Source organism: Campylobacter concisus, from assembly GCF_003048615.2.
GTDB lineage: Bacteria > Campylobacterota > Campylobacteria > Campylobacterales > Campylobacteraceae > Campylobacter_A > Campylobacter_A concisus_C.
On record NZ_CP049263.1, the window covers coordinates 608,693 to 628,931 of the forward strand.

Below are 20,239 nucleotides of genomic sequence, written 5' to 3' on the forward strand. Positions count from 1 at the left end.
TTATATTTGCTATGTTTTGAATAGGGACTTCTATGTTTGTCTCACCATTTTGAATAGCTTTCTCTAATTGATTGCGATTTGGTATCTTTCCATTTTCTTTCACTTTTATCTTATATTTATCTCCATCGATCGCTCTAAGGCTTGGACTTACTTCTTTGAATTTGTTCATAAAGTAGCGATCTGAGTAGTAAAATGCCTTTTTTGCCATAATAGGCTTGCCATTATCAATCGTAATTAGCTCGTTTTCAAAAGGCATTTCTCGTAATTCTTGCGCAAGCATTAAGGCTCTACTTGTGTCACTTTCACTTCCTCCACCGCCTTGTCCCAGATTTCTACTCCTATTTTTAATGGTTTTTGTTCCTAAAATTTCGCTAATCTTTTTAGCATCCTCTTGTTCTCTTGGTGTATAAAAAATTTGACAAGCATGGTTTGTAAGCAGTGTTTTAGCGCCTTCTCTACCATATCCATCAGGTTGATTTGCTTCAAGTTGTGAGTTTGATTGATAGATCATTAGGCTTCTTAGCCAATATCCAGCTATAAAGCTAATTGACTTTAAATATATTCCTAAAAAGCCTGGTGCAGTAAATTCATCCATTACTAAAAGCACTTTATATTTTAAATCGGGATTAGCTTGCGGTAACTCTTTTGTATTTACCAAGATTAATTGCTGCCAAAATATGTTTAAAATTAGCTTCGCATTTGCCAATTGATCCGGAGTAATACCTACATAAATAGTCATTTTTTCTTTACGAAGATCTCTAAAATCAAAATCATTTGCTGAAGTAGCAAGCCTCATATTGTCATTTCTAAAAATCATCAAAGGAGCATTGAAGCTTGACATAACGCCACTTTTTGTGTTATCGCTATCAATCTTGAAATAGCTTTGGCAACGCATTTGAGCTTTTTTACCAATTAGTCCAAGCTCAGATAAAACATTATATGTATCATCAAATGCCTTGAATATAATTTTTCTATTGCCGTCTATATCAACTTCACCTTTAAAACCTTCGCTCATTTGCAAAATACCATATAGTGTAAAATCTATCTCCATATTTAGTGCTTTTAGGAGCGAAATGCCACCTTTTGAATTTAAAAGATCATGAACGATATAACAAATTCCTATAAATAAGTTTTGAGCTAGTTGGTTAAAAAACTGCGTAGTGCTATCGCCTGTCATGGGATATAAAATATTTGCAAAATCAGTTAGCTGTCCATCTGCATTATCGCTTGCCATATCAATATAAGCTAGTGGATTATATCTATGAGTGCGTTTATTGAACGGATCAAATAAATATACTTTTTGCCCTAGTATTTTTTCTCTATATCCGCTAGTAAAGTCAAAGCACTCTTGTTTAATATCTTGAACAACTGCACTCTCTCTCCAGTCAAGTAAATTTGGAATAACAATACCAACGCCTTTTCCGCTACGTGTTGGAGCGCCAAGCGATACGAACTGCTGACCGCCAAATCTTAAGAGGCGGTTTTGAAATTTACCAATGATTATTCCATCTCCATAAAGATCCATTTTCTTTACATCATTGGCATTTGCAAATCTTGCATCTCCGTGTAGGCTTTGTTTCTTTGGTAAAAATGGTAGTAAAAAAGCTAGAGTGAAACTTATTAAATTTGCAATAAAGTAAGCCAAATATGCTTTTGACCAGCCGTTTATCAGCATATCAAAAGTAAGCCCTAAATACCATATTTCTGGAAGCTTTTTAAAACTGTGATTTAGTCCAAAAAATAATACACTAGCCAAGAAATAGCCTATAATTAAGGCAATTGCAATTAAAAAACCAATCTGCATTTTTTTCATTGCTTAGCGTTCCTTAAGCTAGACTCAACAAAAGCATTACCTTCATTATTTCTTATGAAATATTCGCCATTAGCCAAGTATTCTGTAACTTGACGTTTCTTGCCAAGACGCTTAAAAACTACGATGTAGTCAATTGTATTTGAAACAATATCAAGCAACATATCTTTACCTAGAACTTGGGCTTGAGTATTTTGCATGCTCATCATTACAAGACGATCTATGGCTGACTTAACACTACCAGCATGACAACTTGTCATACTGCCATTATGACCACTTGAAATCACATTTAAAAAATCATATGTTTCACCACCCCTAACTTCTGCTAGTAGAATTCTGCTGGGTTTCATTCTCAAGCAGCTCTTTAAGAGAGTTGTGGCATTTACTAGACTATCGCTTTTTGCCTCACTTGGATAAAAGAGTTGAACAAAATTTTTATGATCCCAAAATTTAATTTCCTCAACATCTTCTATAGTAATAATTCTTTCATCTAATGGTATAAAATCGATAAGTGTTTTCATAAAAGTAGTTTTTCCGCTACCAGTTTCACCACAAATAATAATATTCTTGCCATTTTCGATAGCTATTTTTAGTTCATTTGCCATTTTTGCATCTATTGAACCATTATTAATGTAGTCATCTATCGTATAACGAACCTTACTAGGTTTTCTAATGGTGATTGATATATGATTTTCTTTTGTAGCATTTGGTATAACTATTTGCACTCTCTCTCCAGTTGAGAGAATGCATGATAAAATAGGTTTTTGTCTTTCTATCTTATCGTTTTTATAAGCGGCACATGCATTAGCAAAAGATTGGGCAGCATTAAAGTTTAATTCACTTTCGTGACTAGACCAATTACCGATTATATCTTCAGTCCAAATTAGATTTCCGCCGTTGTAAGCTATTTCATTTATACTTTCATCATCTAGATACTTGCCAAAATACTTTTTGACGTAGCCATCTAGCATAGCAGATTTGTCTAATCCCATTGTGCTCATTTTCTTCTACCTATTGTAAGCTTATACACCTTACTAAAGTCTATATCGCGATTGACGTAAACACCAACTATATCTCCTTGATTTCTATAAAGGACTGGTTTTATTTTTATAAATTCCTCAAGTGCAGTATTTGCCATTTGTTGTGTAGAGTCTCTTGTGTTTTCACTATAGTCATAGCTATTGTCACGTTTGCCATTTGCAGCATAATTAAAAACGTCATCTACCATTGAAAGCAATATGCTAGCACCAAATCTTTTTAGCCATTGATGATCAACGTATCCTTGTAGACCGCTACCGCCTAATTCATCACTAGCACCACTTTGAACTGGAATGTTAATATTGTTTGGTGTTCTGATCTCGCTCCAAATAACAAAAATTCTATTCATTCCATCATTCATCTCTCCGCTTCTGAAGCTGCCAAAGATTTTGCTTCCCTTTTCAATTAAGAGAGTTACGCCATCTTTGCTATATACGTCTTCGCTAGTTGTGCAAGATATTCCGCCTTTAATTTGAGACACAAGTCTAGTGTCGAGCGAACAACCAATATATGTGCCTTTTTGAAGCAAGAGACTAGGGTTAAATTTGTCTTTTACGGCAATTTTTGGAGTGTATGTATTGCCTTCATAATCCTGGTCTTCTTCAAAACGTTTGGCTTGTTCTGCCCAAGATATGTTTTGGTCGGCAACATATATATCTTTTTTGCTTGAACTACTTGTTGCAATCGCCAAACTACTACCAGTTTTAAAAACTTTAGGCTTAAAAATAGTTTTTTGAACTACCGTAATATTTGATAAAGGGTCTGGCTTGCTCGCTACTTGCACAGGCGTTTGTTGTGGTGCTGAAGCAGCTTGAAACTCTTGAAAATTCTTTTGAGACACTTCTTGCTGAGGCAACTCAAAATTTTTATTCTTTACTTCAGTTCCTATTTGTTGAACTTGTGATTTTACAGCATCATTTGCCTCTCTATTTTTCCCTAAAAAACTAAGACCAACCATAACAAAAACAACCAGACATAAAACCATGACCGCAATAACCATTAATTTTTTGCTTGGCTCATTTTCGACTTCTGGATGCTCATATTCAATTCTTTCAACTTGAGACTCTTGATTATTCATATTTTCATTACTTCTATTTTTGCTCATTGTCTATAATCTCTCTTTGAATATTGTCTTTATTAGTGCTGTAGGTTTTATCAAGTGGATTTTGACCATAGCCATTATTTATGATTCCGACTAACTTATTGCCACTTCTTAGTAAAATTTTTTTAGCTGTCTTGTGGATCACAACTACGTCATATTTGCCGTCTTTTTTGATATGAGTATTGAGGATGCTTTCTTTATTAGCATCATCAAAGAGAAAGACACTTGGTATAGTTTTAGTTGAGCTAAAACCAAGATATGTAAAGACACCATCATCATATGCATAATCAGGTGTTATAGTTTCACTATCTTTATTTACATGCATTGCAAAGTTCCAATTTCTAGGTATTGTATTTCTATCGATCTCTTTTTTATATAGTGCCTTTTCTTTTGCTGCTTTTTCGGCGAGTTCTTTTTCGGCTTTCTCTTTTTCTATCTTTTCTTTAGGGGTTGCATAATTAAAAGTTAGTTTGTAATTAATCTTGTTAGTCTCTCCTAGTTCCAAATCAAATGTATAAACTTTATCTTTATTTGTTGTGATGATTAGATTTGTCTTCCAATCAGCTGCATTTGGTTGAATAACCGAACTACCATAAAATTCTATTTGCTCACCACTTTCATTGGTCATATTTTGTTCTTCGGATTTTATGGTGTAACTCTTTGGTTTAATAAATAGATAGTTATCTTTATCCATTACTTCCCAACCATCGCTAAAACCAGTTGCTATATTTACGATGCGTTCATCTTTTTCAAATTCTATAATACTCACAAAACCCTCTTTACACTTAACTAAGACAACGTCATCGGCATTGTATGTTGCATACGTGATGCGTTTGTCAAATTTAGATAGCCTTGGAGTATTTACTGCGTGTAAATTTGCTATTGCTAAGAGTAAAATTATTGCAATATTAAATAATTTTTTATTATTTTTTATCATTTAAAATCTCCCAGTATTGTTTAAATATAAGCCACGATCTAGCTGTAATGTGTTGCTTTTTCTCGCCTTAGAACTTGTTTGTGGTGTTTGTGTAATGACTTGATTACTCTTCATGGGATAGCTTTTTCTTAAACCGTCTATTAGACTATCACAACGTGCTCTCATCGTTTCAAATTGTTTAATAGCTGTATTTATTCGCTCTAATGGCGCCATTTCCTTTAGATATGCTATAAATTCATCATTTTTGCTATCTATAAAAAAGTCATAAATTTCACTATTGCCAAAGACTCGTCTTTGTTTTTTGTCTAACTCATATTCTTCTTGTTGTGCAGTGCGTTGCATATCAAGGATCATGTTGTAAGAATTTTTTGCCATATCTTCTAAATGAAAAATTCTAGCCCTAAGGGCTTTTAGTTTTCTCTCTGCTTCTTGTCTATTTTTAGAACTATTGAAAATAAATTTTAAAAAGCTATGCGTGAGCTCCTTATCTGAGAAGCATTGTTCGGCTTGAGTAAGCAAATCGTGCGTATATGCTGTTTTAAAATCCATTTTTTACTCCGAAATGTCAAATTTTGGTGCAATGGAGTTTGCTGCTGCAATTTCTTCATCTGTTACAAAATCTGGAACAAATTTCTCATATACTTTCAAAACTTGATCACCGATATTTGAAGTCCCTACTACTTCAAACAGATCCTTCTGCTCATATAATGCGAGTTTTCTTTCTAAGGTTTCGACCTCTTGCACCAGTTCTGCAATGTCAGTATTTTTTTGAGCTAAAAGCTCAGTCATAACATCAATTAACTTTGTGAAATCATCATAAGTAATCATTTCTATCTCCTTATTTCGTCATCAACTCTATACGTGCTAACTTTAAATCCAAGTGGGTTTTTAATACGCTCTTCCTCTGTTGTGAGTGTATTTGGTTGGTAGTCATATGAAAGTGTCACAATCTTTGCTTTGTTTGATACAGCTATTTTTTCGCCTTTTTTTCTGGTAATTTGATTAAATCTGATAGTTGCAGTAGGTGCTCCAGCGCTATTTCCCAGTGTAACCGAAACAATATCAACCTCTACTTCGTAGTCATCTTTTAAAACTTTGTCTCTAGAATTTTCACCTTCATAAATTCTCAAATAATCACTGGCAACGCTTGGATAGCTTAAAATTTGAACTAATTCATAGTCGCTTTGCAAAATATCATAATAGTATCCCTCTCTCGCTTTTACATATGTTGTTGCAAAATACTTATCGAGTGCTTCATTACCTGTGAATTCGGCTTTATTTACGCTTGTTATTATGTCAACCATTCCGGTTGTATTATCAACCCTAATAACATAAGGCTCAACCGATTTTAATGGTGTCAATAAGCAAACAGCGATAACGCTGATGATAGCAATAAGTAGAGCCACACCTGATATAAAATAAGCCCTCTTGTTAGCTTGTTCTGCTATGTATCTAATGCTTGCTTCATAGCTAATTGCTACATCATCTGGATTATTAGAAGCCAAAAAATCATTTTTATCATTAGCTCTTTTCATTTTACATTGCCTTTTTTATGCTTTGTTTGAGATCTAAATTTTCTCTATTTTCATTTACTGGCTTGTATTCATTACTATCAAAATAATCTTCCCATTTTTGATTACTGCTATTTTCAAATTTAGGAGAATTATGAGCGGCACAACCGCTCATAAAGCTTGTGCCTACAAGTAAAGATAAAAATATTAAAATATAATTTAATATTTTTTTAAAATATTTTTTATAGTTTAAAATATTATTTAATTTCATTTTATTTCCAACCTTGACCTTTTGTAAAATTGTTAATTTTTGAACCTATGTTTTTCGCTTGGTTAAGTCGTGATCCAACGGCTTGGGCTGCTGAAGAATTTTTAATCGTGTTTATTCCAGAGTTGATGCTTTGACCGAGTTTTGAATTGCCAACTTCTTTTGCTGCAGATGTGGCTGCGCCTAAAAGACGAGAGCCTATAAAACCAGTTGCCTTGCCAGCACCCATTGCCTGAGCACCTCTTACCGCCAACATTGCACCACCTATTGCACCACCCCCAACAGCACCTGCAAGACCCATTGCACGTCCAACGCCTGTTCCTGCTAATCCATCAAGGCTAACATTAGTGAGTTTTTCGGCTATTCCAGTAGCCATACCGCACATTATATTTGCAAGAATTCCATAAAATACCATTGCTAGAGCCAATACAAATACTTCATCCTTAAAATCGTGACTGCTGTTGATTTTTGGAAACATGTAATCAAATAAAATATTTAAGAATAATGATAGGCAGAGCAACGCAATAATATTTGCTAAAACCATTTGGAACCACTGTGCAAATGAATTTTTAGTTGTTTTAAAGATTAAAAAATAAAATGCCAATGGAGCTAAAATCATAAGCAATAGAAATGATAGTGTATTTACAAACAGCGCTCTCAAAATAGGGACTGCACCAATAAAAAAGCCAATAAAAGCTATAATAATTATAAAGATAATGTATGCTAGCTCTAAAGTGCTTGACTGATCCCATACCACATCGTAGTAGTCACCCATAAATCCAGCCCATGTTGCGATTTTTGAGTATAAGCCTTTGCCGTCATATGACAAAAAGGTGTTTGCATATTCTTTTGCACCATTGAATGCTTCAAAAACAAGATTTATCCAGTTTCCAGCATTCATTGCTAAGACTATGAAGACAAACTTAATGGTTGCATCAAAAGCAAAATTTTGAAAAGTTTGTTTGCCATTACCCCAAAGAATTTTATATCCCTCGATCATTATCCAAGCGGTAAGATATACAGCTAGAATATTTCCAGTTGTATTAATTAACGATTGAAGTGCTCCCACTCCGTTTGAATAATTATTTTGAAAGAAACTATCAACATTCTCTGATATATCTATGACTAGATCGTGTAATCCTCGACCTGAATCAGTTGTTACTTTATACATACTATGAGCCTATTTTTGTAAAATTTTAAATGCCGCTCGCTGCCTATCTTTAGTCATCTTAAACTCTGCGTCTTGTAATCTTTTTCTTTCGTTTTCTAACTGATCCATGTCTCTTTGATAGGCACGCCAGTTATTCTCTTGTCTAGCACGCAATAGGGCTATTTGATTTGAAGTATCTATAGAACCTTTTAGATCCTCTTGTTTACCTTTATTTCTAGCTACTTCTTTGCTTATTTTGTCGAGATCGTTAATTTCGTGCTTAAGACGATCAAATTGTCTATTTACGACTTCAAATTCTTTAAAAGCACTTGTGGTATTCTTTTTGCAGATATTTCTATGTGTAATATCACTTATTGATGAACATTGGTCTGTTCCACCAAATTTTAAAAACAAATCCCATGCCCTTTCATCAAAGCTATCGAGACTAAAACCTGTTGCTTGTGTATATATTGAATAACCAGTATCGTAGACTTCATTATAAAGTTCGTTCATTTCTTTTGTAAAATTGACAATATCCCTAATGCCTGTTTTGGTATATAGGTCATTTGCCCATTGCACTCTTTCATCAGCCCATTTTTTAACTTCTTGGACTCTATGCGAAGCTTCTTCGCCCCATACTTTGACTTTTTCAGCGTAGTCCTTCAGTGTTTGCATCCATTCCATCGTAAATGTTGCTTGATTTTGTGCTATAGCAGCACCATCAACTACTGGAATACCAGAGGCTAATAGATTAGATGATAGAATTACTACAGAAGTAGCTATAACCGAAGCTTTCTTTGCTCTATAAACGAGACTATTTTTCATATGTCTTCTCCTTAAAATTTATATAATTTTTTGATGAGTTGGTATTTTTCTTCACGACTGATATCCAAGGCATTAATATTTGTAATTTCATCAACATAGACTTTGGCTGTTGATAAAACTTTTATCATGTTTCCCAGATGTGATAGATTGATCTTGGCAATCGCCCTATAATCAACGCCTTTTCGTATTAAAAATTCATATTTCTCTGGATCTGTTGTTTTAACGAATTGATATTCTGCTTCACTCATACCCAAGGAACCGCAAAAATCAGTTTCTTTTGCTTTTGGGTTGCTTAGTAGCAACACTGTTTCGCTTTGTTCCATGATTGCCGTGCCAATACTAGATTTTGCGATATCTTCGACACTTTGAGTGCCAAGAAACAAAAAGCCGTTTTCTTTTCTAATGGTCTTTTCTTTGTTGAAGACCTCTTTTGACACTACTGGATTTTTGAGCCAATCCCATGCTTCATCGACAAATAAGCCAAACCTGCGTCCATCAACCATATCGATAATTCGCCAAAGAATATAATATGCAACATATGGAGAAATTTCATCGTCTTTTAAGATCGTTGTGCCGTCTATACCATATACAAGAATACTCTCGTCGCTAAAATCTAAAGTATCCATTTCATTGTCGAATACCCATCCAAATTCATTACCGATAGTCCAAGCCATCAATCTAGATTTTAATGAATTTGACTCATTTTCGCCTTCTTGAAGCAATTGCCAAACCCTACTGATGCCATGAGTTCTTTCGCTTTTTTCCAGTCTCATGACGCTATCTACTGCTAGATTGAGTTGCTCTTCTTCTCTAGTTGTTAACATTAAATTATTTTGATTGCCTTTGGTGACTAACATTTTTAAAAGAACCTTCAAGCGACGTATATTTTCAGGTGTTGCGTCACAACTAAAAGGATTAAATCCGGTCGGTTCTCCACTTGTTATGGTTAAATACTTTCCGCCAATGGCAATAATATTGCCGATAGCTCCTTTATCCTTGTCTAAATAGAAATAGGTAGCCTTACGTTTTTCTTTTGGAGTGTTTTCTGCAAAAGTATCTGGCTCATTAAATTTGCAGAGCATATTTAGCGTGAAATTCATTAAAACAGTTTTGCCTCCACCGCTTTGACCTAAAACGAAGGTATTTGCTAAAACATCGTTTTTACCAAATTCGTCTTTATCGAAAATTGTTTGGTGTATGTTAAAAAAATATGGCTGCGCATTTGGCGTTTGCAATATTGCAATGGCATCTCCCCATGGATTGCCATATTGTTTTCCTCGTGGAAAGTTGTGAAGTGCTACAAAACTAGCAAAATTTTTACTCGAAATGGTGTGAAGTCTAGGGCGTAACGTGAAATTTGCTGGAAGCTGTGCAAAATATGTAGCTTCTAGAGCTATATTGGCTTGTGTTGCTAAAAATCCTAAATCTTGCAATACGACCGCAATTTGGTTTGCAATGTGCTCGCACTCGTTTTGTGTATCAGCGTATATGACAATAGAAAAGTGATACTCTCCAAAGATTATGTCATTTTGTAATTCATCTAGAGCGGTGCCAAGTTCTGCAATTTGACTCAATGCATCATCTTCTGCTGCTACTAATCTTTTTTGTTGCTTTGTAAGCTCATCTCTCGCCTCTTTTTTTGAAAGTGGCGTAAAGCTTTGAGTTATGGTATATTCGACATTAGCATACATTAGACTATCAAATATTCCACTAAAACTTACATTTGGATAGTCTTTTAATTCAATTGCTTTTACGAATTTCTTAGTTCCATCATTATAATTTAGCTGTAAAGTATGCTGTGAAGGAAAAATTTCATTTAAGTTACCATTAAGGTAAAAGTCTAGGGGTGCATTTGGAACACGAACTTTTGTAAATTTACCACCTATCAAATAGTTGTAAAATTCTAGTTGAGAGCTAAAAATTACACCATCTTGCTCATATATGCCAAGTCTATGTGGCTTAAAATGGTTTAAATTTTGTTCAATAGTTATGCATTTTTGGTGAAAACTTTTCAAATGAGCTTTGATCTGTTTCTTTTTCGTATCTATGTTTTGATTTCTAAAGTGTAGTTTCTCAGCCTTACTAAATGGTGAATATATCGCAGTTAGATAAAGTCTGTTTTCTTTTAAATTTTCAGAGCTAAAAATCTCATAATACTTTTTTGAGAAACTTTTTAAAAATTCATTTGAAAAATAATCGTTCAAGCCAACTTGTGTATTAATTCTAGCATTGTGAAAATAAAAACTAATATTTTCACCAGCAAATTGCCTAACAAGCATATTAAGCTTGTTTTTCGCAAGATCTATTAATTCGTCATCTTCTACTTCAAAAGCTATACCATCAACTCGCCATGTGGCTAAATAATCTCTATCTTTTGTGATGACAACATTATTTATATATGTTTGATACGGAATTAAATTCTCTAAATTTGCGAATTCACTTAGTCCAACAACGCTAAGTCTTGGATAAAAATTGCGCATAGATTGCTTGGTATATGTCGAATTCGCCATATAACTTTTCCGACCATTATAAAATTTATTAATGGCAGGGGATCTAAAAAATCTAAGTTTCAACCCCCAAAGCCTAAACGCCATATCGTCTTTTTTGACTATAAATTGGAAAACAAAGGTGGTAGGAATAATCATAACTGCTAAGAGCAAATATTCGTTTCCAAATAGCACTTTAGCAAAAATTGCAAATAAAGCCCAACTAAGTGCCATAATCATAAATGGCACCATAGGAACACCAAATACCATAGGAGGACGGGTCAAGGCTTTAAAGATAGGCTCAGGAGTTAACATTGAGTATCTTTTAAAGGAGCATGCCAGCGATCATCGCTGCACCGCCAATAAGAATACCACCAAGAACTATAGGTGTAACTTCCCTAATTGCTTGACCGCCGAACATTACTTTATAGCCTGCAACCATGATCGCACCAGTCATGATCAAGACACCAGCAGCACTCAGCCAACCATTCACAGTTGAAAAAAAGTTATCCACTTTGGTTAAGCCAGTTCCACCAGCAGCAAACAAAAAATTTGGGAAAAAGAATAAAAACAGAAAAGCAGAAAACTGCTTGAAATATGAGATTGAAGTAGAGCTAGATTTTAGAAAGCGATTTTTATTCTCTCTCTCTCTCTCTCTCTCTCTCTCTCTCGACGATTAGAGCGGAAATGTTGTTTGTCATTTTATGTCTCCTTTTAAATATTGACACGCAAGTGTAACATATTTTTGAATAAAATGATATAAAAATATGAAAACTCTAATCAATTTTTTATCAGTAGCCTACAATTCATCCTAGAGCATAGCTAATTTTTTTGAAATTTTGATTTTATGATTTGCAAAGCATTAAAAAACCGATAAAAAACCCATCAAGACGATATTTCAAAGTATTTTTTATCTTTTAGTAATATATTTTTTGCTTAAATGCTCTCTAAGCACCTAAAAATAGACTTTTTTAAGTTAAAAAACCAGTAAAAAACCGAAAGAAATTTTTATATTCTTAAGAGATTTTAGATAAAAATACCTCTTTTTAAACAAAAAATGGTCTTAAAATAGGTTTTTTACCTTAAATAAAAACATGAATTTTTACTTTTTTAATGCCTTAAAATATCGTTATTACCGAGCTTGGAAACGATTTAAGTTTTCTCATACACGCGCTGAAAAAGTTAAAAAACCGAAAAAAATAGCTATGCAAATGGCTATTTAAAGGGCTTTATCGGTTTTTTAAGCTGTATTAAAAAACCAGTAAAAAACCGATGAAATAGCATTAAAAAAACGATATAAATTTTTAAAAAACCGAACCTTTTACTGATGCTTTATATCGTATGACTTTAAGATATTAACTTTTAAACAAATTGAACTAGATTGTTTAGGTAATCTGCATACCATTGCATTAAAATTCTATTTTGATCAATAGTTGCTGTCTGTCTTTCGTAGGCATATTTAACTGCATTGCTTTCTGTGTGCGCTAGAGCATTTTCTATTGTTTTTTCGCTTATGCCCAATTGTGTCAGATCCGTAAGATGTAAAGAGCAAATTGTTTTAAACGTGGCTCTAAAACCATGAGCAGAAGCTTTAGAATTATATTTTTCTCTGCCACCTATATTTCTTATGGCATTACTAATGCTATCTCTGTTAATATGACCTGTTTTTGTAAGAGACGGAAATACAAAATTACTTTCTAATGGTGTATATTGTTTTTGCTCTAGTAAAACTGATAAAGCTTGCTTTGAGAGTGTTATTTGGTGTGCATGCCTCATTTTCATTTGGATAGGCGGAATAGTCCAAATTCCTTTTTTAAGATCTATATCTTTCCATTCAGCACTTACGGTGTTAATGGGACGATTAACGCATAAAATTTGGAGCATTACGGCTCTTTTGACTTGTAGATCTAATTTGCTGTCATTTCGTAAATCAGTCAAAAACTCCTTTAACTCATTTTCATCTGTAATAGCTGGGTATCTTGTGTCGATGCCATTTCTAAGGCTAAAGCTGTTGGAAGTTGGAAATTCATCGTGTAAAGCCTTGCAAGGGTTATAATCTATATATCTATCTTTAATGGCATTTTCATATAGCGAATTTAGCGTATTTATAATTCTGTGTATAGTCTCAAGTCTTGATTTCTTTGGATTATATGGATTAAATAATGGTGTTAATATGGTTTTTAGATCATTAAAATTTATATCTTTAATATCAACATTACCAAATTTAGGCAAGATGTATTTTTTTATCCTAGATTTAATTTTATCTATATAAACCTTGTCTAGCTGGTCTATTTTCTCTTTTTTGTCAATATATCTATCAAATAGCTCTGAAATTCGATATTTATCTTTGGATCTTACAAAACCACTTTCAAATTTTCTTATAATTTCTATCGCATCTCTTCTTGCCTCAGCAACTGAGTAAATTCCCTCCCTAAACTCTTTCAATTTAAAATGTGTAGTGTTTTTATATTGTATAAAAAATGTTTTCATACCACTTGGATACACTTTTATATAAAGTTCTTTTGGGTTGCCCACAGCCTTTTTATATACTTTATTGGCTGGCAACATTGCCCTTATATCTTTATCAAACAAATTTGCGGTAGAAACTCTTGGCATCTTTTACTCCTTTTTTAAAAGTTACCTTTATGCAGTAAGAATTACCTTATATGTAACTAGAATTATCTGGAAGTAATTGTATATAAAAAAGAAGTAAAAAGAATTAGATAGCTACTTTTAGCCCATGAAATCGGAATTATAAAGAAATAAAAAGAATTAAAAAGAAGTATAAGGAATTATAAAAAGCATAAAATGGTGGGTTCACCAGGACTCGAACCTGGGACCATCCGGTTATGAGCCGGATGCTCTAACCAACTGAGCTATGAACCCACAGTTGAAAGAAAATCGTATTATACAAGAAAAAGCTTATCTAAATATAAAAATAGCCTTTTTAGTATGGCGTATAAAACGAACAAAATTTAAAAAGAAAAAGCCCTAAAATAGGGCTTATAAATTATTTATAATTTTTTATCGCAGCGTCTAAAATCTCTTTTGCAGCGTTTGCGTCTTTAAATTCTTTCACCTTTACCCATTTGTTTGGCTCAAGAATTTTATAAGTTTCAAAGAAATTTTTGATCTTATTTAGTGTCGCAGTTGGCAAGTCTTCGTAGCTTTTTATCGCCTCATATCTTGGATCGATCTTTGTAACTGGCACAGCCAAAAGCTTCTCATCCATGCCTGCTTCATCCTCCATCACTAAAACGCCTATCAAACGGCAAGGGATGACGCTACCAGCTTGGAGTGGATACTCGTTTAACACCAAAATATCAGCTGGATCGCCGTCGGCTGCTAGTGTGTTTGGCACAAAGCCGTAGTTTGCTGGGTAGAACATCGCTGAGTAAAGCACGCGATCAACTACGACTGCGCCGCTATCTTTGTCGATCTCGTATTTGATATTTGAGCCATAAGGTATTTCGATTACGGCATTGATTTTATCTGGGTTTGAGCCAAATTTGATCTTTGAAACGTCCATATATTCGTCCTTTTTATTAGAAATTTTCGTGATTTTAGTATTTTTTGCATTAAATACTCGTAAATTTAACTACTTTACAACCTCTACCTCTACGCTATCTACGTCGATCTTCGTTTTTGTAAGGTCTTTATCCACCTCACCTATTATTCTTAAAGGCGTGTCCTCGTTAGCTATTACATTGCCCCACTTGTTATTGTCAATCTCAACAACGATAGTGTCGCCATTTTTATCGGCAAATTCATACTTATCTGATTTGATGTGTGACTTTATCTTGCCCTCAATCACGACTTTGGTGTCGTCATTCAGCTTTAATGCCTCTTTTACGCTTATAACATTTTCGCTTTTGTGCTTTGAGGCAAAGCCTCCAGCCATTGCGATGTTAGCAGCCAGTGAAGCGATGAAGATTTTTTCATTTTTATCCTTTTTGGTTGGTTGTTAAATTTAAAGGATATTACATTTTTGGTGTTAATAAATGGTAAGTTTTAAAACCTTGCACCTTTTGATGCAAGGTCTGTGAATTATATAAGTTTAGCTAGTAAATTTTTGATGTCAGCTACGATCTCGTCGATGCCGCGTTCGCCATTTACCACGTGAAGTAGCTCTTTTTCGCTGTAAAATTTGCGGATAGGTTTGATCGGATCTAGATATACTTTCATGCGGTTGTTAAAGACTTCGTTATTGTCGTCAGCGCCTCTTGCACGGCCAAGTACTCTAGCCCTTGCCACATCTTCGCTAACATCTACTTCGATGACGCCTTTTAGAGAAATTTCATCTTGCTCGCTTAAGACTTTGTCAAGCTCGGTCATTTGCTCAACGCTTCTTGGGTAGCCGTCGATTATGATGTTTGATTTATTTGAGCTTTTGATAGCTGAGACGATCGCATTTACGACAACGTCAAGTGGGACTAAATTTCCTTTTGATATAAAGCCGTCTATAAGCTTGCCAAGCTCGCTACCGCTAGCTACTTCAGCTCTTAAAAGATCGCCAGTTGAAAAGTGTGCAAATTTCTCATCTTGCTGTGCGATGAGTGATGCGTCTGTTGTTTTGCCGCTGCCTGGAGCGCCTATGATTAAAAATAAATTCTTCATTTTTTCCCTTTTATTGCCTTTGTCTTTTGAGCGCTTTTTGTGGAGCTAGTAAAATTTAGCTTGTTGAACTAAGTGTTCTATCTGCGCAAAATTTTACGTCGCAACCACAAAAATCATATCAAACTACTTAGGCAAGTTTTGATTTAATTAGCCACCAAGTCGGAGGCGTCTTTTTATAAATTTAAATTTAGGATGGAATTTTGTCTAAGAAAAATATCTAAAGACAAAATCCCATCTCTTTTTAAAGGCAAATTTTAAGCCTTTTGCTCTTTTTCTCTTATCCTTAGCCCTAGCTCTCTAAGTTGTTCGTTGCTAGCGTAGCTTGGTGCCTTTGTGAGTGGGCACTGAGCGCGCTGCGTTTTAGGGAAGGCTATGACGTCGCGGATCGAGCTTGCTTTATTTACAAGCATATTTAGTCTGTCAAAGCCGATCGCGATACCACCATGTGGAGGCGCACCAAATGTCAAGGCATCAAGCAAGAAACCAAATTTCTCACGCTGCTCGGCTTCATCTATGCCAAGAAGCTTAAAGACTTTTTGTTGGATGTCGTTTTTGTGAATTCTTATACTTCCGCCGCCAAGCTCAAAGCCGTTTAAGACGACGTCGTGAGCGATAGAGAGGATATCTTCAAGATCAGGCTCGTCTATATTTTTTGGCATTGTAAATGGATGGTGCATCGCAGAGTAGCTGCCATCGTCATTTTGCTCAAACATTGGGAAGTCAAGCACCCATAAGAACTCAAGTCTATCTTGATCGATGATACCCATTTGCTCAGCCAAGAAAATTCTAAATCGTCCCATATAATCAAGCACGATCTTTTTCTTGCCAGCACCGAAGAATACGACATCGCCAACTTTTAGCTCACATCTTGAGACGATCTCGTCAAGATCGCTTTGCTCGAAAAATTTGCAAAGTGGGCCTTTTAAGCCATCTTCTTTCATCTGGAAGTAGCCAAGACCTTGTGCGCCAAATTTACGCACAAATTCTTCAAATCTATTCATCTCGCGCTTACTAAAGATGTTGTCGCCATTTGGCACTTTTAGCGCTTTTATGCGGTTTTTCTTCTTATCTTTTGCGATAGAGCTAAAAATTTCATTGCTTGATCGCTCGAAAATATCGATCACATCGATCATTTTTAGATCATATCTGAGGTCTGGCTTGTCTGAGCCGTAAGTCTCAGTCGCCTCTTTGTAGCTCATGCGTCTAAATGGCGTTTTGATGTCGTGTCCGCAGGCTTTAAAGATATCTTTTAGCATCGTCTCAGCCATATTTATGATATCTTCTTGCTCAACAAAGCTCATTTCGATATCTATTTGAGTAAATTCTGGTTGGCGATCAGCCCTTAAGTCCTCGTCGCGGAAGCATTTTGCTATCTGAAAATACTTATCAAAGCCAGAACACATCAAAAGTTGTTTAAATAGCTGTGGGCTTTGTGGAAGCGCATAAAATTGGCCTGGATACACGCGGCTTGGTACTAGGTAGTCTCTCGCACCTTCTGGAGTTGCGCGTGTTAAAACTGGAGTTTCAAACTCGATAAAGCCCATTTTATCTAGGCTGTTTCTAGCTGCGATCGCCGCGCGAGAACGCATTTTAAAGATATTTTGCAAGCGCTCGCTTCTAAGGTCTAAAAAGCGGTATTTCAGCCTGATGTCCTCATTTACGCTCTCATCACCTATCATAAATGGTAGTGGCTCGCTTGGATTTTCGATGATGAGCTCGCTTACTATTACTTCTATCTCGCCAGTTTTTAGCTTTGGATTGGTTAGTCCTTCGCCTCTAGCCCTTACTTTTCCTTTTGCTTTTAAGACATATTCATCTCTTACTTTTGCAGCCACATCGTGTGCTTCTTTGCTGTCAGCAGGGTCACAAACTAATTGTATAAGCCCGCTAACGTCTCTTAAGTCGATGAAAACAACGCCACCGTGGTCTCTATATGTGTTTGCCCAGCCACAAAGTATTACTTCTTTGCCGATATCAGCTTTGCTAAGATCGGTGCAATAATGACTTCGCATAAAATGCTCCTTTGCAATGTTTTTTAGGCAATTATAATCGCTTTTTTCTTTTGAAAAGCTTTGTTAAAATAAAATATGTTACAATCATTTCTATGAAAAATGAACAAAAATTTAATACCACAAACGCCAAAAAAGTGGGACTTATCGCGAAAGATTATCCATTATTTAAGCAGGATTTAGCAAAGCTAGAAAAAATTTTAAAAAAGTATAACGCTGAAATTTTGCTTGAAAAAAACTGTGCAAAACAGGTAGAAAAAAGTGGCTTTGAGCTGATAAAACTAGCCAAAGAGTGCGAATTTCTTATTACGCTTGGCGGTGATGGCACGATCATTTCAACTTGCAGAAAGCTAGCTCACATCTCGCCACTCATCCTTGGCATACACGCTGGCAGACTCGGCTTTTTGACAGATATCACGATAAATGAGAGTGAGAAGTTTTTTAAAGACTTTTTTGATGATAAATTTGAGATAGAAACGCCTTTTATGCTTGATGTTACGCTTCACAAAAATGATGGCAAAACTGAGAAAAAGATAGCATTTAACGATGCAGTCATCGTTAGTAAAAATGGTGGCTCGATGACGCATATCGAGGCACTTTTAAATGAAAAGTATTTTAACTCATATTATGGCGATGGCGTCATAGTGGCAACTCCAGCTGGCACCACGGCATATAACATGAGCGCAAATGGCCCGATCATCTATCCGCTAAGCGAGGTCTTTGCGCTAACTCCCATCTGCTCACACTCGCTCACGCAGCGTCCAGTCGTGCTTACCAAAAATCACACGGTTAAATTTAGAACAAAAAGCGACGCCATTTTGGTTATAGACGGACAAGACCGCTTTGATATGAGTAAAATTTCAGCCGTTAGCATGAGTCTGAGCGAGAAAAAAGCGAGGCTGATACGCCATATTGGTAGGGATTATTTTCAAATTTTAAAAGAGAAACTTCACTGGGGTTATAATGATTGATCGAATTTTGATTAAGGATTATCTAAATTTTAAAAATGTCGAGCTAAATTTCAAAGAGGGTCTTAGCGTATTTACGGGCGTTAGCGGTGCTGGTAAATCGGTACTGATGAGCGCGATAATGGCTGTTTTTGGGCTAAAAGATAGCGAGGCAAGGCTGATAGAAGCTGACGTGGAGCATAAATTTGAGCTTGATGAGTTTGGCATAGAAAACGAAGAGGTCAATATTTTCAAGCTTTTAAAAGATAAGAGCACGAGGTATTTTATAAATCAACAAGCCATCTCAAAGAAAAATTTAGCCCAAGTGGCGCGCGAGCACATCAAATATCTCTCTGCAAAAGAGGCAAATGAATTTGAAAATGAGAAATTTCTAAATTTGCTTGACAGGCTTGAAATTTCAAAAAATGAGAAATTTAAAGAGATAAAGCAGGAATTTGAAGAGGCGTTTTTAGAATTTTCTAAAATTTCAAAAGAGCTAGCCACTATAAAAGAGGAAGAGAAAAAGGTCGAGGAGCTAAAGGAGCTTGCTAGCTTTGAGATCGAGAAGATAAGAAGTGTCGGGCCTAAAAAAGGCGAGTTTGAAGAGCTTATGGAGACTAAAAAAAGGCTTAGTAAAAAGGATAAGATAAATGAGGCGTGGGCTAGGGCTGAGCGGATATTTGAGCTAGAGCACAGCGTAAATGAGGCGCTAAGTATCAGCGATCTTGACAACGGCTTTTTTGAAGATGCGATGAATGAGCTAAGGGTCGCAAGAGATAGCCTAAATATGGAGGAGCTTGACGATATCGACGTGGAGAGCGTGCTTGATAGGATAGAAGCTCTTAATGCCATCATCAGGCGTTATGGCAGCGAAGAGGAGGCATTAGAAGCGCTTGATAAAAAGGAAAAAGAGCTTGCTAGATATGAAAATTTAAGCTTTGAAAAGAGCGAGCTTGAGAAGAAATTTGAAATTTTAAGCAAAAAGGCAAATGAGCTAGCCAGCACTTTAAGCAAGGCAAGGGGCGTAAATTTAAAAGAGCTTGAGGCGATGATAAATTTATACCTAAAAGAGCTTTATATGCCAGATATCACGCTAAGGATTGATGGCAAAAAGCTTGATATTTTGGGAGTTGATGAGGTTTGTTTAAATTTAAATGAGACCTCGCTTAAAAATTTAAGCTCAGGCGAGCTAAACCGCTTAAGGCTGGCCTTCATAGCTGCCTCTAGTGAGATCACAAAAACTGGCGGAGATGTCATCATTTTAGACGAAATAGATGCAAATTTAAGTGGAAAAGAGGCGATGAGTATCGCAAATGTCTTGCTTAAGCTTGCAAATTTCTATCAAATTTTTGCCATTTCGCACCAGCCGCAGCTTAGCTCAAAGGCAAATTCGCATTTTTTAGTAGAGCGTCACGGCGAGAGCTCAGTCGTAAGAGAGCTTGACAAAGAGGAGCGTGTAAATGAGCTTGCACGCATGATAAGCGGCGAGCATATCAGCGAAGAGGCAATAAATTTTGCAAAAGGACTTTTAAAATAGCT

18 protein-coding genes, 1 tRNA gene and 1 pseudogene are annotated in these 20,239 nt (G+C 35.5%); 2 read left to right on the plus strand and 18 right to left on the minus strand.

The annotated features are described in order from the left end of the window. Positions 1-19: 19 nt before the first annotated feature. The 18 genes and pseudogenes from CVS89_RS03125 to aspS all read right to left on the minus strand — a co-directional run. Positions 20-1,813 (minus strand): annotated as a pseudogene (locus CVS89_RS03125) (type IV secretory system conjugative DNA transfer family protein); the annotation flags it as partial. Next, a complete protein-coding gene (locus CVS89_RS03130) occupies positions 1,810-2,811 on the minus strand; it encodes an ATPase, T2SS/T4P/T4SS family (RefSeq protein WP_103594655.1) in 1,002 nt (333 codons plus the stop codon). The pseudogene CVS89_RS03125 and the gene CVS89_RS03130, both read right to left, overlap by 4 nt. Then, on the minus strand, positions 2,808-3,953 hold the full coding sequence (gene virB10 / locus CVS89_RS03135) for a type IV secretion system protein VirB10 (protein ID WP_233091264.1): 1,146 nt from the start codon (positions 3,951-3,953) through the stop codon (positions 2,808-2,810). The genes CVS89_RS03130 and virB10 overlap by 4 nt, the downstream gene beginning before the upstream one ends. Beyond that, positions 3,940-4,887: a P-type conjugative transfer protein VirB9 gene (virB9, locus tag CVS89_RS03140; protein WP_103610262.1), complete on the minus strand. Its 948-nt coding sequence runs from the start codon at positions 4,885-4,887 to the stop codon at positions 3,940-3,942. Before virB9 ends, virB10 begins: the two co-directional genes overlap by 14 nt. Next, positions 4,888-5,436: a hypothetical protein gene (locus CVS89_RS03145; protein WP_103610263.1), complete on the minus strand. Its 549-nt coding sequence runs from the start codon at positions 5,434-5,436 to the stop codon at positions 4,888-4,890. A gap of 3 nt (positions 5,437-5,439) precedes the next feature. Beyond that, a complete protein-coding gene (locus CVS89_RS03150) occupies positions 5,440-5,715 on the minus strand; it encodes a hypothetical protein (RefSeq protein ID WP_103568020.1) in 276 nt (91 codons plus the stop codon). Positions 5,716-5,717: 2 nt separating this feature from the next. Continuing rightward, positions 5,718-6,422 carry a virB8 family protein gene (locus CVS89_RS03155; RefSeq protein WP_103568019.1) on the minus strand — a complete coding sequence of 235 codons (705 nt, stop codon included), beginning with the start codon at positions 6,420-6,422 and terminating at the stop codon, positions 5,718-5,720. 1 nt (position 6,423) lies between these two features. Then, a complete protein-coding gene (locus tag CVS89_RS03160; RefSeq protein WP_103568018.1) occupies positions 6,424-6,669 on the minus strand; it encodes a hypothetical protein in 246 nt (81 codons plus the stop codon). A 1-nt stretch (position 6,670) separates the two neighbouring features. Next, on the minus strand, positions 6,671-7,837 hold the full coding sequence (locus tag CVS89_RS03165; protein ID WP_103568017.1) for a type IV secretion system protein: 1,167 nt from the start codon (positions 7,835-7,837) through the stop codon (positions 6,671-6,673). A 9-nt stretch (positions 7,838-7,846) separates the two neighbouring features. Next, positions 7,847-8,641, minus strand: coding sequence for a type IV secretion system protein (locus tag CVS89_RS03170; protein WP_103594650.1), 795 nt, complete (start codon positions 8,639-8,641; stop codon positions 7,847-7,849). Positions 8,642-8,652: 11 nt separating this feature from the next. After that, entirely contained in the window at positions 8,653-11,442 is a 2,790-nt protein-coding gene (locus CVS89_RS03175) for a VirB3 family type IV secretion system protein (protein WP_103610264.1), read from the minus strand. A gap of 10 nt (positions 11,443-11,452) precedes the next feature. Beyond that, positions 11,453-11,731: a TrbC/VirB2 family protein gene (locus CVS89_RS03180; RefSeq protein WP_103568014.1), complete on the minus strand. Its 279-nt coding sequence runs from the start codon at positions 11,729-11,731 to the stop codon at positions 11,453-11,455. 758 nt (positions 11,732-12,489) lie between these two features. Further along, positions 12,490-13,743 (minus strand): tyrosine-type recombinase/integrase, encoded by a 1,254-nt coding sequence (locus CVS89_RS03185; protein ID WP_103653477.1) that lies wholly within the window; start codon positions 13,741-13,743, stop codon positions 12,490-12,492. Between the two features lie 193 nt (positions 13,744-13,936). Continuing rightward, a tRNA-Ile gene (locus CVS89_RS03190) sits at positions 13,937-14,013 on the minus strand. 124 nt (positions 14,014-14,137) lie between these two features. After that, on the minus strand, positions 14,138-14,656 hold the full coding sequence (gene ppa, locus CVS89_RS03195) for an inorganic diphosphatase (RefSeq protein WP_009294194.1): 519 nt from the start codon (positions 14,654-14,656) through the stop codon (positions 14,138-14,140). Between the two features lie 69 nt (positions 14,657-14,725). Further along, positions 14,726-15,061 carry a NirD/YgiW/YdeI family stress tolerance protein gene (locus CVS89_RS03200; RefSeq protein WP_410369182.1) on the minus strand — a complete coding sequence of 112 codons (336 nt, stop codon included), beginning with the start codon at positions 15,059-15,061 and terminating at the stop codon, positions 14,726-14,728. A gap of 113 nt (positions 15,062-15,174) precedes the next feature. Beyond that, positions 15,175-15,744, minus strand: a complete 570-nt coding sequence (locus CVS89_RS03205; protein WP_103634618.1) for an adenylate kinase — start codon at positions 15,742-15,744, stop codon at positions 15,175-15,177. 254 nt (positions 15,745-15,998) lie between these two features. Further along, a complete protein-coding gene (aspS, locus tag CVS89_RS03210; protein ID WP_012140086.1) occupies positions 15,999-17,756 on the minus strand; it encodes an aspartate--tRNA ligase in 1,758 nt (585 codons plus the stop codon). 92 nt (positions 17,757-17,848) lie between these two features. Between aspS and CVS89_RS03215 the strand changes: the two genes are divergently transcribed. Next, positions 17,849-18,724 carry an NAD(+) kinase gene (locus CVS89_RS03215; RefSeq protein WP_107848181.1) on the plus strand — a complete coding sequence of 292 codons (876 nt, stop codon included), beginning with the start codon at positions 17,849-17,851 and terminating at the stop codon, positions 18,722-18,724. After that, positions 18,717-20,237 (plus strand): AAA family ATPase, encoded by a 1,521-nt coding sequence (locus CVS89_RS03220; protein WP_196376819.1) that lies wholly within the window; start codon positions 18,717-18,719, stop codon positions 20,235-20,237. The genes CVS89_RS03215 and CVS89_RS03220 overlap by 8 nt, the downstream gene beginning before the upstream one ends. Positions 20,238-20,239 lie beyond the last annotated feature (2 nt).